The 16,266-nt window shown below is 70.2% G+C and carries 12 protein-coding genes; 5 read left to right on the forward strand and 7 right to left on the reverse strand.

Going from position 1 to position 16,266, the window contains the following annotated elements; all coding sequences use genetic code 11:
• Positions 1 to 80 precede the first annotated feature (80 nt).
• The 3 genes from cydD (at position 81) to ACZ5CR_RS21605 (ending at position 6,657) form a co-directional block, all read left to right on the forward strand.
• Positions 81 to 3,626 (forward strand): thiol reductant ABC exporter subunit CydD, encoded by a 3,546-nt coding sequence (cydD, locus tag ACZ5CR_RS21595; protein WP_468859734.1) that lies wholly within the window; start codon positions 81 to 83, stop codon positions 3,624 to 3,626.
• Positions 3,627 to 3,722: 96 nt separating this feature from the next.
• Positions 3,723 to 5,468, forward strand: a complete 1,746-nt coding sequence (locus ACZ5CR_RS21600) for a GAF domain-containing sensor histidine kinase (protein ID WP_468859736.1) — start codon at positions 3,723 to 3,725, stop codon at positions 5,466 to 5,468.
• A 148-nt stretch (positions 5,469 to 5,616) separates the two neighbouring features.
• Complete coding sequence (locus tag ACZ5CR_RS21605) at positions 5,617 to 6,657, forward strand: M23 family metallopeptidase (RefSeq protein ID WP_468859737.1); 1,041 nt, start codon at positions 5,617 to 5,619, stop codon at positions 6,655 to 6,657.
• A gap of 92 nt (positions 6,658 to 6,749) precedes the next feature.
• Here ACZ5CR_RS21605 and ACZ5CR_RS21610 read toward each other — a convergent pair whose 3' ends face one another.
• The 7 genes from ACZ5CR_RS21610 to ACZ5CR_RS21640 all read right to left on the reverse strand — a co-directional run bounded on the left by ACZ5CR_RS21610 (position 6,750) and on the right by ACZ5CR_RS21640 (position 14,066).
• Positions 6,750 to 7,646: a Cof-type HAD-IIB family hydrolase gene (locus ACZ5CR_RS21610; protein ID WP_468859738.1), complete on the reverse strand. Its 897-nt coding sequence runs from the start codon at positions 7,644 to 7,646 to the stop codon at positions 6,750 to 6,752.
• A 61-nt stretch (positions 7,647 to 7,707) separates the two neighbouring features.
• Positions 7,708 to 8,631 (reverse strand): LLM class flavin-dependent oxidoreductase, encoded by a 924-nt coding sequence (locus tag ACZ5CR_RS21615; RefSeq protein ID WP_468859739.1) that lies wholly within the window; start codon positions 8,629 to 8,631, stop codon positions 7,708 to 7,710.
• A gap of 123 nt (positions 8,632 to 8,754) precedes the next feature.
• A complete protein-coding gene (locus tag ACZ5CR_RS21620) occupies positions 8,755 to 9,345 on the reverse strand; it encodes an RNA 2'-phosphotransferase (RefSeq protein ID WP_468859740.1) in 591 nt (196 codons plus the stop codon).
• A gap of 150 nt (positions 9,346 to 9,495) precedes the next feature.
• Positions 9,496 to 10,419 carry a MerR family transcriptional regulator gene (locus tag ACZ5CR_RS21625; protein WP_468859963.1) on the reverse strand — a complete coding sequence of 308 codons (924 nt, stop codon included), beginning with the start codon at positions 10,417 to 10,419 and terminating at the stop codon, positions 9,496 to 9,498.
• 88 nt (positions 10,420 to 10,507) lie between these two features.
• Complete coding sequence (locus ACZ5CR_RS21630; RefSeq protein WP_468859741.1) at positions 10,508 to 11,440, reverse strand: metal-dependent hydrolase; 933 nt, start codon at positions 11,438 to 11,440, stop codon at positions 10,508 to 10,510.
• Positions 11,437 to 13,218, reverse strand: coding sequence for an SDR family oxidoreductase (locus ACZ5CR_RS21635; RefSeq protein WP_468859742.1), 1,782 nt, complete (start codon positions 13,216 to 13,218; stop codon positions 11,437 to 11,439). Before ACZ5CR_RS21635 ends, ACZ5CR_RS21630 begins: the two co-directional genes overlap by 4 nt.
• The gene (locus ACZ5CR_RS21640; RefSeq protein WP_468859743.1) at positions 13,215 to 14,066 is read right to left on the reverse strand and encodes a M24 family metallopeptidase; all 852 of its coding nucleotides are present in this window, start codon (positions 14,064 to 14,066) and stop codon (positions 13,215 to 13,217) included. Before ACZ5CR_RS21640 ends, ACZ5CR_RS21635 begins: the two co-directional genes overlap by 4 nt.
• Positions 14,067 to 14,319: 253 nt before the next feature.
• Between ACZ5CR_RS21640 and ACZ5CR_RS21645 the strand changes: the two genes are divergently transcribed.
• Both ACZ5CR_RS21645 and ACZ5CR_RS21650 read left to right on the forward strand, forming a co-directional pair.
• A complete protein-coding gene (locus ACZ5CR_RS21645; RefSeq protein ID WP_468859965.1) occupies positions 14,320 to 15,330 on the forward strand; it encodes an ABC transporter ATP-binding protein in 1,011 nt (336 codons plus the stop codon).
• Positions 15,320 to 16,225: an ABC transporter permease gene (locus tag ACZ5CR_RS21650; protein ID WP_468859744.1), complete on the forward strand. Its 906-nt coding sequence runs from the start codon at positions 15,320 to 15,322 to the stop codon at positions 16,223 to 16,225. The genes ACZ5CR_RS21645 and ACZ5CR_RS21650 overlap by 11 nt, the downstream gene beginning before the upstream one ends.
• Positions 16,226 to 16,266 lie beyond the last annotated feature (41 nt).

Genomic DNA, 16,266 nt, shown 5'->3' on the forward strand with positions numbered 1-16,266 from the left:
GGGGCTCCTAGTTCCTCTGCAGTCTTCTTCCGGCAGTTCCTCTGCAGTCCTCTCCCGGTCCCTCGGAGGGTGTGTTTCACGTGAAACCAATCGATCCGCGTCTGCTCCGGTACGCCCGCGCCACCCGGTTCTTCCTGGTCGCGGTGGTGGTCCTCGGCGTCGCCGGGGCGGGATTGGTCGTCGCCCAGGCGATGCTCATCGCCGAGATCGTGGTCGGGGCCTTCCAGAAGGGGCTCGCCCTCGGTGACTTGGGGACGCCGCTCGTACTGCTCGCGGTGGTCGCGGTGGGGCGGGCCCTTGTCGCCTGGCTGACCGAGCTCGCCGCACACCGGGCGAGCGCGGCGGTGAAGTCGGAGCTGCGGGGGCGGCTCCTTGAGCGGGCGGGTGCGCTGGGGCCCGGTTGGCTGGGAGGACAGCGGACCGGTTCGCTGGTCTCGCTGGCGACGCGGGGTGTGGACGCCCTGGACGACTACTTCTCGCGCTATCTGCCGCAGTTGGGGCTCGCGGTGGTGGTTCCGGTGGCGGTGCTCGCGAGGATCGTCACCGAGGACTGGGTGTCCGCGGCGATCATCGTCGTGACGCTGCCGCTGATCCCGGTCTTCATGATCCTGATCGGTATGGCCACCCAGAACCGGATGGACCGTCAGTGGCGTCTCCTGTCCCGCCTTTCGGGGCACTTCCTGGACGTCGTGGCGGGCCTGCCCACCCTGAAGGTGTTCGGGCGCGCGAAGGCGCAGGCCGAGTCGATCCGGCAGATCACCGGTGAGTACCGGCAGGCGACGATGCGCACGCTGCGCATCGCCTTCCTGTCGTCGTTCGCGCTGGAGCTGCTCGCGACGCTGTCGGTGGCGCTGGTCGCGGTGACGATCGGGATGCGGCTCGTCCACGGGGACATGGATCTGTATGTGGGGCTGGTCATCCTGATCCTGGCCCCGGAGGCGTATCTGCCGCTGCGGCAGGTGGGGGCGCAGTACCACGCGGCGGCGGAGGGACTCTCCGCCGCCGAGGAGATCTTCGAGGTCCTTGAGGCTCCGGTGCGGGCCGCCGGGACGAAGGCGGTGCCGGACGGCGCGCTGAGCGTGGAGGGCGTGACGGTGCGGTATCCGGGGCGGTCCTCGGACGCGGTCTCCGGGGTGTCGTTCGGGGTGGAGCCCGGCGAGACCGTGGCACTGGTCGGGCCCAGCGGGGTGGGCAAGTCGACCCTCCTTGACGTGATCCTCGGGTTCGTCGAGCCTGCCGAGGGGCGGGTGTGCGTCGGGGGCGTCGATCTGGCGGAGGTCGCGCCGGAGCGGTGGCGGGAGCGGATCGCGTGGGTGCCGCAGCGGCCGCACTTGTACGCGGGTTCCATCGCGGAGAACGTAAGGCTGGCCCGGCCGGATGCGGACGATGCTTCCGTGCGGGACGCGTTGGAGGCGGCGGGCGCCCGGGAGTTCGTCTCTGTGCTGCCCGCCGGGGCGGAGACCGTACTGGGGGAGGACGGGACCGGCCTGTCCGCCGGGCAGCGGCAGCGGCTCGCCCTGGCGCGGGCGTTCCTCGCCGACCGGCCTGTCGTCCTGCTGGACGAGCCGACTGCGGCTCTGGACGGGGAGACCGAGGCGGGGGTCGTCGAGGCGGTCCGGCGGTTGGCTGTGGGCCGGACCGTGCTCCTTGTCGTGCACCGGCCCGCGTTGTTGGGTGTCGCGGATCGGGTGGTGCGTCTTGATGCCTCGGCCGAGGGTGTTCGGCAGGCGGAGTCGAACGGGTCGGCCCTCTCGCGAGCGGCGGTCGATGAGCCGTCGGGCGCCTTGGACGTGCCGGGCAGCCGGACGGCGGACGATGCGCTCTTGGGGCACCCGGAGGTGCCGGGCGATGCGGCGGTGGGCGCCGGGAAGGGTTCCGGGGTGCTGGCCCGGGTGCGGGGTGCGGCACAGGCCCGGAAGGGCAAGCTCGCGCTCGCCCTCCTCCTTGGCGCACTCGCGATCGGCAGCTCCGTAGGGCTGATGGCCACCTCGGGATGGCTGATCAGCCGGGCGTCCGAGCAGCCCCCGGTGATGTACTTGATGATCGCCGTGACGGCGACCCGCGCCTTCGGCATGGGCCGCGCCGTCTTCCGCTACGCGGAGCGCCTCGTCTCGCACGACGCCGTTCTGCGCATGCTGGCCGACACGCGCGTGGCGGTCTACCGGCGCCTGGAGCGCCTCGCACCTGCCGGGCTCAGGAAGACCCGCCGCGGCGACCTCCTCTCCCGCCTGGTCGCCGATGTGGACGCCTTCCAGGACTACTGGCTGCGCTGGCTGCTCCCCGCGTCGGCCGCAGCGGCGGTGGGCGCCGGATCCGTCGGCTTCACCGCCTGGCTGCTGCCCGAAGCGGGCGCGGTCCTCGCCGCGGGCCTGCTGCTCGCCGGAGTGGGCGTACCGCTGCTCTCCGGAGCGGTCGCCCGCCGGGCGGAGCGCAAGCTCGCCCCCGCGCGCGGAGTGCTCGCCACCCGCGTGGCCGACCTGCTCACCGGCACCGCGGAGTTGACGGTCGCCGGTGCGCTGAACCGGCGTACGGCCAAGGCGAAGGAAGCCGATGCCGAGCTGACCCGGATCGCGTCCAGGACCGCCACGGCCACCGCGCTCGGCGACGGGTTCGGCGCGCTCCTCTCCGGCCTCACCGTGGCCGCCGCCGCCCTCGTCGGCGTACAGGCCCTGCACGACGGCCGGCTCAGCGGCGTCGCGCTCGCCGTCGTCGTCCTGACCCCGCTCGCCGCTTTCGAGGCGGTCCTCGGTCTGCCGCTCGCCGTGCAGTACCGCCAGCGCGTCAGGAAGAGCGCCGAGCGCGTCTACGAGGTCCTCGACGCACCCGAACCCGTCCCCGAGCCCGCTGTCCCCGCACAGCGCCCCCAGACGCCTTTCCCGCTCCGTCTCCAGGGGCTGCACGCCCGGTACGAGGGACAGGACAGGGACGCGCTCGCGGGCGTCGGTCTGACGCTGGAGCGCGGACGGCGCATCGCGGTGGTCGGGGCCTCGGGTTCCGGCAAGACGACGCTCGCCCAGGTGCTGCTGCGCTTCCTGGGGGCGAGCGGAGGAACGTACAGCTTGGGCGGTACGGACGCGGCCACGCTGGACGGCGACACCGTGCGCGAACTCGTCGGGCTCTGCGCGCAGGACGCGCACATCTTCGACAGCTCCGTACGCGAGAACCTGCTCATCGCGCGGAAGGGCGCCGGTGACGACGAACTGCGCGGCGCCCTGGAGCGGGCCCGGCTCGGGGAGTGGACCGACTCGCTCCCCGAAGGGCTCGACACCCTGGTCGGCGAGCACGGCGCCCGCCTCTCCGGAGGCCAGCGTCAGCGCATCGCCCTTGCCCGCGCGCTGCTCGCCGACTTCCCCGTCCTCGTCCTGGACGAGCCTGCCGAACACCTCGACCTGCCGACCGCCGACGCCCTCACCGACGATCTTCTCGCCGCCACCGAGGGGCGTACGACGCTGCTCATCACGCACCGGCTCGCCGGGCTCGACGCGGTGGACGAGGTGATCGTCCTGGACGCGGGCCGGGTGGTGCAGCGCGGTGCGTACGCGGACCTCGTGGTGGTGGACGGGCCGCTGCGGCGCATGTGGGAGCGGGAGCGGGCGGCGGATCTGCTGGTGACGGCCGCCGGGTAGGTCCGGGCGTCCGTGCCCGGCCAGGTCGGCTGCCGGGCGGGCTCCCGGGCGGGCCTCGACTTTCCTCGCCAAATAGGACTAACTACTCTCAAAGGCATGTCAGCCCCCTCGGCTTCCGCCGCCTCTCCGCAACCCGACGGCACACCGGGTACGCCGGACCCGATCGAGGCGGCGAAGAAGGCGACCCACAGCCTTCAGGGGCTCTCCCCCGAGCTGACCGCGCGCGTGCCGCAACTGCTTGAGGCGATGCGCTCCGTCGGCGCCGGGCTCGAACTGCACACCACGCTCGACCGCATCTGCGAGACGGCGGCCGAGCTCGCGGACGCCCACTACGCGGCGATCGGCGTCGTCTCCGAAGACGGCAAGGGCCTCTCCGACTTCGTCCACTTCGGCATCGACGAGGAGACCGCCGACCGGATCGGACGCCTGCCCGACGGACACAAGGGGCTGCTCGGGGCCCTCATCCACCAGCCGGAGACCCTGCGCCTCGCGGACCTGTCGGCCGACCCGCGCTCGTGCGGCTTCCCGGCCCATCACCCGCCGATGCGGACCTTCCTCGGCGTCCCCATCCGCGTCCAGGGCGAGATCTTCGGCAACCTCTACTTGACCGAGAAGCGGGGCGGCGCCGACTTCAACGAGTACGACGCGCACATGGTCCGCGTGCTCGCCACGGAGGCGGGCATCGCCATCGGCAACGCCCGCCTCTACGAGGCCGCCATGCAGCGCGAACGCTGGATCGACGGCTCCGTGGCGGTCACCACGGCACTGCTCTCGGGCAGCGACGCGGAGGAGGCGCTCGCCGTCGTCGCCGAGCAGGCCCGCCATTTGGCCGACTCGGCCGCCGGGATCGTGCTCCTGCCCGACGAGGAGGGCGGCATGGAGATCGTCGCCGTCTCCTCGGACGAACCCTCCGGTGTGCTCGGCGTGATCGTCCCCCCGGAGAGCCGGATCATCGCCGACCTGCTCGCCGGGGACTCCGTGTTCCTCGACGACGCGGCCACCGATCCGCGCGTCATGACCGACCTCGCCCGCGACTACGGCCCCGTCATGATGCTGCCGTTGCAGAGCGACGGCCGTGTCATGGGGACGCTCGTCACGCCACGCGCGCGTGGCGCACGGCCGTTCAGCGAGACCGAGCGGACCCTCGCCACCCAGTTCGCCTCGCAGGCCGCGCTCGCGCTGATGATGGCCGAGGCGCAGCGCGACCGTGAACGGCTCGCGGTGTACGAGGACCGCGACCGGATCGCCCGGGACCTGCACGACCTCGTCATCCAGCGCCTGTTCGCCACCGGGATGATGCTGGAGAGCGCCCAGCGCAGGTCCGTCGTGCCCGAGGTGCAGACGGGTGTGGGCAAGGCCGTCGACGAGCTGGACGTGACGATCCAGGAGATCCGGACGGCGATCTTCGCCTTGCAGCAGGGCCCGGCCGAGGCTCCCTCCGGGCTGCGTACGCGTGTCCTGCGCGAGATCAACATGGCGGCTGTGCCGCTCGGCTTCAAGCCCTCGCACCACTTCGTGGGCCCTGTCGACACCGTGGTCGGCGAACTCACCGGCAAGAACCTCATCGCGGCGCTGCGCGAGGCGCTGTCCAACGCGTTCCGGCACGCGCGGGCCGACCATATCGATGTCGTCGTCGACTCGACGGTGAGCCTCCCCGACGAGCAGCGGGGCGTACGCCTGACGGTGTCGGACGACGGGGTCGGCATCGCGGAGGGCGGCAGGCGCAGCGGCCTGCGGAACCTCAAGAGGCGGGCGGAGTCGCTCGGCGGGGACAGTTGGTACGGGGCCGGTATCGGGGAGGACGGCGCCGGTACGACGGTGGTGTGGCAGGCGCCCTATTAGTGGGCTTGGCACTGGTGGGGCTCGGCACTGGTGGGGATTGGCAGGGGCCCTGTTCGGCCGTACGGAAGGGGGCTGTTCGGGGCACCGGTTGCCCCGGGTGTACGAGCCGGGCGGGACCCGGAGACGGCCTCGGGGCAACGATCCGTGAATGCGCTTGAGCCACCGCGGAACCCACCTCCCGCTCGTCGTCGTGTCGTTACTGCTGTGCGCGCTCCTGTGCCCCCTGTACGCCGATGCCTCCGAAGGACCGGACACGAGCGCTGAAGTGGCCCGCCTCTATGAGGAGGCTTCCGCGGCGACCGTGCGCTACGAAGAGGGGCGGCGCGCCGCCAAGGCGCAACGCGCGAAGGTCCGGAAACTGGGCCGGCTTCTCAAGAAGGAGCGGCACGCGGTCGATGTGCTGCACGGAGATCTCGGCCAGATGGCCAGTGCCCAGTACCGCAGTGGGGGCGGCCTTTCCCAGACCGCCCAACTCCTGCTCGCCGACAGTCCGGAAGAGCTGATGCGAGGTCAGCGGCTGATGTGGCAGGCGGACCTCGCCGTCACCAACGCCGTCACCAAGACCCAGCGGGCCGCCGCCAGGCTCGCGGACGCCAAACGCACGGCGGACCGCGCCAAACGCACCCTGGACCGGCGCAACGCGGGCCTCACGAAGCTCAAGCGCGGGATCGAGAGCAAGCTGGAGTCGGCGCAGTGGACCTTGCAGGGCGAGGCCGACCGGTCGGTCGCGGCCGGGCGGTGCAGGGGTGCCGTACGCCTGGATCAGCCGAGAACGGCCTCCACGCGCGCGTGGATGACGCCCGTGAAGACGTACGAACTGTCGGCGGGCTTCGACAGCGCCGGTTCGCGCTGGTCGCATCGGCACACCGGGCAGGACTTCGCGGTCGGCATCGGGGCGCCGGTGCGGGCGGTCGGCGCGGGCCGGGTGGTGTCTGTGTCGTGCGGAGGCGGCTTCGGCATCGAGGTCGTGGTGTCGCACAAGGGCGGCTACTACACGCAGTACGCGCATCTGGCCGCCGTCACCGTCGACCAGGGGGATCGGGTGCGCCCCGGTGAGTGGCTCGGGCAGGCGGGCACGACCGGCAACTCGACGGGGCCGCACCTGCATTTCGAGGTGCGGCTCACGCCGTATCTGGGGTCCGGGGTGGATCCCGTCAAGTGGCTGGACGAGCGGGGAGTGCGGGTCTAGCGGCTCTGCTCCAGTGCCGGGGTCAGTCGCTCCGGCTGCCTTGCTCCAGCGGCGGGGTCAGTCGCTCCGGCTGCCTTGCTCCTGCGCCGGAGTCAGTCGCTCCGGCTGTCCTGCTGCTCGCTCAGGATCCGTTCGATGACGACCGCGACGCCGTCCTCGTTGTTGGCGACCGTGCGCCCCGATGCGGCGGCGAGCACGTCCGGGTGCGCGTTGCCCATCGCGTACGAGGTGCCCGCCCAGGTGAGCATCTCGATGTCGTTCGGCATGTCCCCGAAGGCGACGACTTCCTCGGGCATGATGCCGCGCTCGGCGCAGCACAGCTCAAGGGTGCTGGCCTTGGAGACGCCGGGGCCGCTGATCTCGAGCAGGGCGCTCGGGCTCGAGCGGGTGATCTCCACCTGTCCGCGCACGGCCGCGCGGGCCTCGACCAGGAAGTCGTCGGGCGCGAGCTCGGGGTGGAAGGCGAGGACCTTCAGGATGGGCTGGGTCGCGTTGTCGGAGTCCTCGGCGAGGAGCTTCTCCGCGGGGGCGATGCTCTCGCCGGGCTCCAAGTGCAGCGGAGGGTAAGTCGGTTCGTGGTGCAGTCCGCCGGTCCGCTCGACCGCGAAGGATGTGCCGGGGATCGCCGCGCGCAGCAGGCCGACGACGTCGAGTGCGTCCCGGCGCCGCAGCTCACGCACCTTCACGAAGCGGTGGCCGCCGGAGCCGTCGTGCAGGTCGACCACGGCGGCGCCGTTGCCGCAGATGGCGAGACCGTGGCCGTGGACGTGAGCGCTGACGACGTCCATCCAGCGGGCCGGGCGGCCGGTCACGAAGAAGACCTCGATCCCGGCCCGCTCGGCGGCGTCGAGTGCGGCGACGGTGCGGTCGGACACGGACTTGTCGTCACGCAGCAGGGTGCCGTCCAGGTCGGTGGCGATCAGCCGGGCCGTGGGCCGGTGGGGGACGGAGGCGGCCGTGGTCCTGGGCCGTGGGGTAGCTGAGGTCACGCCATCGATTGTCCCGCACATACGTGCACGGGCGTGCGCTGGGGCGCACATCTGAGTGCCTTTACGCCCCTGCTGTGCCGCTGCCCAGCTGGACCAGAGCCTCCGTGGCGATCCGTTCGAAGATCTTCTCGTCGGCCGCGAAATCCGTCTCCGGAAGCGGCCAGTGCAGAACGATCTCGTTGAAGCCCAGCTCAGCGTGGTTGCCGGCGAAGTCCACGAAGGCGTCGAAGGAGTCCAGGGGGCGGTCCGGGGTGAATCCGGTGAGCAGGATCTTGTCGAGTTCGGCGGCGTCGCGGCCGATCGCGTCACAGGCCGCGGCGAGCTTGTCCGCCTGTCCGCGGATGGCTTGAAGTGACTGCTCCGGGGTGCCGTTCTCGAAGAGCTTCGGGTCGCCCGTGGTCACCCACGCCTGTCCGTGACGCGCCGCGAGCTTCAGGCCGCGCGGCCCGGTGGCGGCCACCGCGAAGGGCAACCGGGGGCGCTGGACACAGCCCGGGATGTTCCGCACCTCGGATGCCGAGTAGTACTCGCCCTCGTGCGAAACGACATCTTCAGTAAGAAGGCGGTCGAGCAGGGGCAGGAACTCGCCGAAGTGGTCGGCCCGCTGGCGCGGCGTCCAAGGCTCCTCGCCGGACTTGAGCAGCGCGGTGGCGTCGAAGCCGTTGCCGCCCGCGCCGATACCGAGGGTGATCCGGCCGTCGGACACGTCGTCCAGCGTGATCAGGTCCTTGGCGAGGGTCACCGGGTGCCGGAAGTTCGGCGAGGTGACCAGGGTGCCCAGGCGCAGCCGGTCGGTGGCTGCCGCGGCGGCGGTCAGGGTGGGCACCGCACCGAACCAGGGCCCGTCGCGGAAGGTCCGCCAGGAGAGGTGGTCATAGGTGTACGCGGTGTGGAAGCCGAGCTCCTCAGCTCGCTGCCAACGCTCCTTGCCGCCCTCGTGCCAGCGGCGAACGGGCAGGATCACGGTGCTCAGACGCAAACTCATGTATCAGAGCGTATGCCCCGCGGACCTGCTCGGCTTTCACCGAAATCTGCTGCTCAGCCGGGGTGTGAGGGCGATCACGGGCAGTGCTCCTTCGGGGTCCGTGGTCGCGCCGATCCTTCCCGGTCAGTGCTTGTCCGGGAAGCGGAGATAGCCAGGGGGCACGGCGCCGGTGAGCCAGACGCCGTTGGCGCTGACCTGGAACACATGCCCGTCGCGGTGCATCGCGCCCGCGTCGACGGAGAGCACGACGGGCCGCCCACGGCGGGCGCCGACGCGGGTAGCGGTCTCGCGGTCGGGCGAGAGATGCACGGCATGACGGTTCATCGGGCGCAGGCCTTCGGCGCGGATCGCGGCCATATTGCGAGCCACCGTGCCGTGGAACAGATACGCGGGCGGGGTCGCCGGAGGCAGATTGAGGTCGACGTCGACAGAGTGTCCCTGACTGGCGCGGATCCGGCCGTCCTCCACGGCGAAACGCTGTTTGTCGTTCACGGCCACCACGTGTTCGAGCTCGGCACGGGTGAAGCGGAAACCGTGTGCCGTCGCGGCGGCTATGAGGGCATCGATCTCCACCCAGCCACTCTCGTCGAGAGTGAGCCCGATTCTCTCGGGCTGGTGGCGCAGGTGCCTGGAGAGGTATTTCGACACCTTCACGGTGCGCCGCTCGGCAGCCACCTCATCGGTGACCTCATCGGAGGGGGGTTCTCCATTCATCCATTCAGCCTCGCTCCGAACCGTTCTCCCCGCACTTGATTTTCGTCCACCGACTTTTCATCCGTCACTTTTCGTCCACAGGTTTGATCCACAGCCAAGTCGAGTTATCCACAGGGGAATTGGCGATTCTGTGGACAACGGCCAGAGTATTTAGGCCTTTTGGTCAACAGATCCCTGATTGCCATGACTTGCGGCAAGTGCGTCCAATGTCCTGGCCTGTACTTCCCGTTCAGTGGCCGCGGCGATGAACGCCTCCGCGTTCTCCCGGCCAACGAGGCCCTCCACGGCCTGCATTGTCGCGGCGGGCACTGCCACCGGGAACGGCTCATTCGTCCGTTGGGCCGGTTGTCCTGATGCGAGATGGTGCTGGAGGTGCCGGGTGGCGAACAGGCGCATGGCCCGTGCCAGTTCGGCGTCGACCGACTGCTGGGCGAGGGGCCTCAGACGCCGTACGAGAGCGGCCGCCTCCGCCGCGTCCGACTCGCTCGGCGGGTGATGCCCGAGATAACGGGCGAAGACATGCTCGGTCGTGAACTCCAGGAAGCGGGAGGCTATGTGCTCCACCTGTCCTCTCAACTCCCGCAGGTGGCCCGAGATCGCGGAGAGTGGGACTCCGGCGGCATGCAACTCCGCTGCCACCGCGAGCTCCTGAGGACTCGGAACCAGGAATTCGTCGTCCCGGCCCGGCATGGGCTCAAGGATGCCGAGCGCGATCGCGTCGGCCACCGCCGCGTCGTCCGGATCGCCGCCGAACGCCGCGTCCAGCTCCGCCCGGGTCATCCGGTCGGCCTTCTCGTCCGTCCACGGCCCCTCGACCTCGGCGGCGAGCCCCAGGACGCCACCCAGCCCCCGGCCCGTGTCCCAGGCCTCCAGCAGCTCCTTTATGGAGGCCAGGGTGTAGCCCCGGTCGAGCAGATCGGCGATCTGTCTCAACCGGGCCAGATGCGCGTCGCCGTACACATTCGCCCGGCCGCGCCGCTCGGGCCGGGGGAGCAGGCCGCGGTCCTGGTAGGCGCGGATCGTACGGACCGTGGTGCCGCTGTGGTGCGCCAGATCCTCGATGCGGTACTCCACCGGCCTGTGCTCGGGGCCGTGGTGACCCGCTGCCCCCTGCCCCGCGCCCGACTGCTCGTCCACGCTCCCGCCTCCGTAGAACCTCGTGCTAGGCGATGGCCGCTCGGCCGACCGCAGCGGCCGCGGCCCGCGCCGCGGGTGACTCCGCCAGATATTCGACGGCCTTGCGCAGCGAGCCTTCCTGCGAGGGATGGTACGACCGCCGCAGATAGCGGGGTATGGCCGTACCGAGCTCTCGCCATGTGGGTAGCAAACCCTTCCCGACCGCCTTGTTGTGCTCAGCCAGGGAGTAGCGAAGGCGGCCCGCGAGCTGCGGATCCCGGCGCATCAGATAGGCGGTGCCCCAGATCCACAGGTACAGCATCACGGGAGCGGTGACCGTCATGCCCGCGATACGACGGGCATAGCGGGGCAGGCCGTCGCCGCCGCAGTGCTGATACATGTCGAAGGCGACGGAGCGGTGCTCCACCTCTTCCGCGCCGTGCCAGCGCAGCAGGTCGAGCATGACCGCGTCGGCGTCCGCGCGATCCAGGCCCTCGGCGTGCAGCACCCAGTTCCCCAGGACCGCCGTGAACTGCTCGATCGCCGCGACGACCGCGAGACGGAAGCGCAGCCACTCCTGCGTCGGTATCGGCGCCCCCAACGGCGGCCTTTCGCCGAGGAGTTTCTCGAAGAGGAAGTCGACGTACTTCGTGAACGCGGCGGTGTCGAGCCGCCCCGCCGCCAAGTGGTCGAGCACATGCGCGTGCTGCACGCTGTGCGTGGCTTCCTGGCCCATGAACCCTTTGACGTCCTTGAGGAGCACCGGGTCGGTGACCAGGGGCAGGCCTTCCTTGAAGACCTTCACGAACCACCGCTCCCCCGCCGGGAGCAGCAGATGCAGCACGTTGATGACGTGGGTGGCGGTGGGCTCGTCCGGGATCCAGTGCAGCGGGGTCCGTTCCCAGTCGAACGAGACCCGGCGCGGAACGATCGTGTAGTGCTCCTCCGCGTTCGTCCCGGTGCTCTTCTCCGTGCTCACAGCGGCGGCTCCAATCGAGCGATCGCGCGCAGGGCCTTGGGCGTGAAGCGGGACATGAGGTGGGCGCCTCGGGCTTCCGGGGTGACCGGGACGACGGCCTGGTTCTTGACGACCGCGCGCAGGATCGCGTCGGCGACCTTCTCCGGCGGGTAGTTCCGCAGGCCGTACAGGCGCGAGGTCTTCTTCTGGCGGCGCTTCTCCTCCTCGGCGTCGACGCCGGCGAAGTGCGTGGTCGATGTGATGTTCGTGTTCACGAAGCCCGGGCATATCGCGGAGACCCCGATGCCCTGGCCCGCGAGCTCCGCGCGCAGGCACTCGCTGAGCATCAGGACCGCGGCCTTGGAGGTGCTGTAGGCGGGCAGAGCCTTCGACGGCTGATACGCCGCCGCGGACGCGGTGTTGACGATGTGGCCGCCCTGGCCGCGCTCGGCCATCTGCTTGCCGAAGAGCCGGCAACCGTGGATCACGCCCCACAGATTGACGTCGAGGACCTTCTTCCAGTCCTCGGCGCTCGTGTCGAGGAAGGAGCCGGAGAGGCCTATCCCCGCGTTGTTCACCAGGACGTCGACGATGCCGTACTCCCTGGCGACCTTCTCGGCGAGCTTCTCCATGGCCTGCTCGTCGGTGACGTCGACCGTCTCGCCCCAGGCCTCGGGGGCGCCGACCAGGCGGGACATCTCCGCCGTGCGCGCCGCGCTCTCCGCGTCCCGGTCGACGGCCACGACGCGTGCGCCCGCCTCGGCGAACGCGAAGGCGGTGGCCCGGCCGATGCCGCTGCCCGCGCCCGTGACCAGGATCAGCTGGCCGCCGAAGCGATCCGCGTGCTTCCCTGTGGCCACGCTGTTCTTCGCGGGCACACCGTCCTCGTTGGTGGTGACGAAGTCGGTGATCCACGCGGCCAGTTGGTCCGGCCGGGTGCGGGGCACCCAGTGCTTGGCGGGGATGCTGCGGCGTACAAGTTCCGGCGCCCACAGCTCCAGTTCGTCATAGAGCCGTTCCGACAGGAAGATGTCGCCGGACGGCGTGATGAGCTGCACGGGCGCATGCGCGAAGGCGTCGGCGCGGGGCCTGCGCATGCGCGCGCGGACGTTGTCGCGGTAGAGCCATGCTCCGTGCGCGGCGTCCGACGGCAGCGACGACGTCGGGTAGTCGCCCGCCGGCACCTTCTCCATGCGCTGGAGGATCTTCGGCCACTGCTTGCCGAGCGGTCCGCGCCAGGCGAGCTCGGGGAGCACCGGCGTGTGCAGCATGTACACGTACCAGGACTTGGCGCCCTGGCCCAGGAGCTGGCCGACCTTGCGCGGGGTGGGCCGGGTCATCCGCTTCTTGATCCAGTGCCCGAAGTGGTCGAGCGAGGGCCCCGACATCGAGGTGAAGGACGCGATGCGCCCCTCGGTGCGTTTGACCGTGACGAACTCCCAGGCCTGCACCGAGCCCCAGTCGTGGCCGACCAGGTGCATCGGCTTGTCCGGGCTCACCGCGTCGGCGACGGCCATGAAGTCATCGGTCAGCTTCTCCAGCGTGAAGCCGCCGCGCAGCGGCTGCGGAGCCGTGGACCTGCCGTGTCCGCGCACGTCGTAGAGCACGACGTGGAAGCGGTCGGCGAGGCGCTCGGCGACGTCCGACCAGACCTCTTTGGAGTCCGGATAGCCGTGGACGAGCAGCACCGTGGGCTGCGTCGGGTCGCCGAGCTCGGCGACGCACAGCTCCACTCCGCCCGTGCGCACCCAGCGCTCGCGGGCGTCCTTGATTCCCTTGGTGATTCCTTCCGCGGTCATGCGGCGGCCCTCTCCTCAGCCCAGCGCCGCACATGCGGCAGATCGTCATCCAGCCAGAACGCGCTCTGCTCGGGGTCCTTGGAGTCGGTGACGACCAGGATCTCCTCGAACTTCGCGCCCGTACCTCTGAATCCGAGGTGCGGTTCGACCGCCCACAGCCCCGTCCGGGGCGGGTGGTCGGAGAATTTGTACGGCGACCACAGCGGGGACCAGCCGTCCCGGTGGCCATGGAGCGCGTCGCTCGCCAGGCCCTTCAGGGACTGGGTGCCGAAGCCGAAGACATGCGGCGACCTGCGGCGCTCCTTGACCCGGTCGATCTTGTGCGCGATGACTCCGAAGGGATACGCGCGATGGCGGTTGGCATAGCCCTGGCGGACCATGAGCCGGTCCACGTCCTCATAGATCTCGCGCAGCGTGCGGCGCTCACGCACCTCGCGCAGGAGCAGCTCGCGGTGTGCCTCCAGGTCGGAGAGGAGCTTGTCGTGCAGGGGATTGAGGCCGAGACAGCCCGAGTAGCCGATGTCCGCCGTGTATCCCTTGTGGACCGGGGCCATGTCGAGGATGAACGGCATCCCCGGCTCAAGGCGGCGGTTGGTGGGGAAGAACTGCAGCGGTATCCGGAAGTTCGCGAACGCCGTGCGGTCCCCGAACCAGGCGAAAGGCAGGTGGAACCAGTCCCGCACACCCCGCTCACGCAGCCATTCACGCTGCATCCGCGCCGCCTCGCGCTCGGTCACACCCGGCTTGAGCTGCGCCGCGACCGCCTCCGCGCATTCATACGCGAGGGTCTGCACTTCCCTGAACCCCCGCAGTTCCGCGGAGAGTTCGCCTGCCACCGCTGAGGTCATGCCACCGTCCGTCCGTGTCCGGTCCATCGCAGTACGCGCTCGTAACTTGACACTGATGAATGTGACAATGCTCAGCGGCTACGTCAATAGCTGTGCACGGGCCGGCCCGACTCCTGGGGGAAGCCGAGGGTTGTCCCCCAGGGGGCGACCTCAGGACGACCCTTACGGGCCCGTAATACCCGAGAGTGATACGAGGACAGCACCCTGGTCTGACGCTTGATGTGGCCTGCGCCACTACCTTCGAAATGTGACTGTGATCGCGACCGAAAGCCTGAGCAAGCGGTTCCCGAGGGTGACCGCGCTTGACCGGCTCTCCATGGATATCGGGCCCGGTGTAACCGGACTCGTCGGAGCCAATGGAGCCGGCAAGTCCACGCTGATCAAGATCCTGCTGGGTCTGTCCCCCGCCACGGAGGGCACCGCCGCTGTGCTCGGCCTCGACGTCGCCACCAGTGGCGGCCAGATCCGTGAGCGCGTCGGCTATATGCCCGAGCACGACTGTCTGCCGCCCGATGTGTCGGCCACCGAGTTCGTCGTCCACATGGCGCGCATGTCGGGCCTGCCGCCCACGGCGGCCCGTGAACGCACCGCGGACACGCTGCGGCACGTCGGTCTCTACGAAGAGCGCTACCGCCCCATCGGGGGCTACTCGACCGGGATGAAGCAGCGCGTGAAGCTCGCGCAGGCCCTCGTCCACGACCCCGACCTGGTCTTCCTGGACGAACCGACCAACGGCCTCGACCCCGTGGGCCGCGACGAGATGCTGGGCCTCATCCGCCGCGTCCACACGGACTTCGGCATCTCCGTCCTGGTCACCTCGCACCTGCTCGGCGAGCTGGAGCGCACCTGCGACCACGTCGTCGTCATCGACGGCGGAAAGCTCCTGCGGTCCAGCTCCACCACCGACTTCACCCAGATCACCACGACGCTGGCCATCGAGGTGACGGACAGCGACGAACACCCCGACGGCACCAAAGTGTTCCGCGAGGCGCTGCAGGGGCGCGGGGTCTCCACCCACGAGGGCAGCGGCCTGCCGGGCGCCGGGCACACCGTGCTGCTCGAAGCGGACGGCGAAGAGACGTACGACCTCGTCCGCGACCTCGTCGCGGACCTCGGTCTCGGCCTGGTCCGGATGGAACAGCGAAGGCACCACATCGCAGAGGTCTTCCAGTCCGAACAGTCCGAACAGTCCGAGCGGACGGGACAGACCGGACAGCCCGGGAAGACGGAAGCGCGGAAGGAGGCGGTCCGTCATGGCGGTTGAGCAGCCCCCGGCACACGCCGGCGAACAGACCCAGATCCACAACATCGGCTATCGCAACTACGACGGCGCGCGCCTGGGACGCGCCTACGCCCGCCGCTCGCTCTTCTCCCAGAGCCTGCGCGGGGCGTACGGACTCGGCCGCTCGGCCAAGTCCAAGGTCCTGCCCATGATCCTCTTCGCGGTGATGTGTGTTCCCGCCGCGATCATGGTGGCGGTCGCCGTGACCACCAAGGCGAACGAACTCCCCCTCGACTACACCCGATACGCGATCGTGTTGCAGGCCGTCATCAGTCTCTATCTCGCCGCCCAGGCCCCCCAGACGGTCTCCCGCGACCTGCGCTTCAAGACCGTCCCCCTCTACTTCTCCCGCCCCATCGAGCACAGCGACTACGTACGTGCCAAGTTCGCGGCGATGGCCTCGGCCCTCTTCGTCCTCACGGCCGCACCGCTGCTCGTCCTCTACGTAGGGGCGCTGCTCGCCAAGCTCGACTTCGCGGACCAGACAAAGGGCTTCGGCCAGGGGCTCGTATCCGTGGCGCTGCTCTCGCTCCTCTTCTCCGGCATCGCCCTTGTCGTCTCGGCGATCACACCCCGGCGCGGCTTCGGGATCGCCGCCGTCATCGCCGTTCTGACCATCAGCTACGGAGCGGTGTCCACGGTCCAGGCCATCGCCTACGAACAGGGCAGCACCGAGGTCATCGCCTGGCTCGGCCTCTTCTCGCCGATCACGCTCATCGACGGCGTACAGACCGCCTTCCTCGGCGCGACGTCCGCCTTCCCCGGCGCGGAAGGGCCCTCGTCCGGCACGGGCGTGGTCTACGTGATCGTCGTCCTCGCCCTCATCGCGGGCTGCTACGGCGCCCTGATGCGCCGCTACCGAAAGGTCGGGCTGTGAGCGCCCACCCGTCGCCCGCCACCACCCTTCTAAGGAATGGG

Source organism: Streptomyces sp. NPDC031274, from assembly GCF_055570235.1.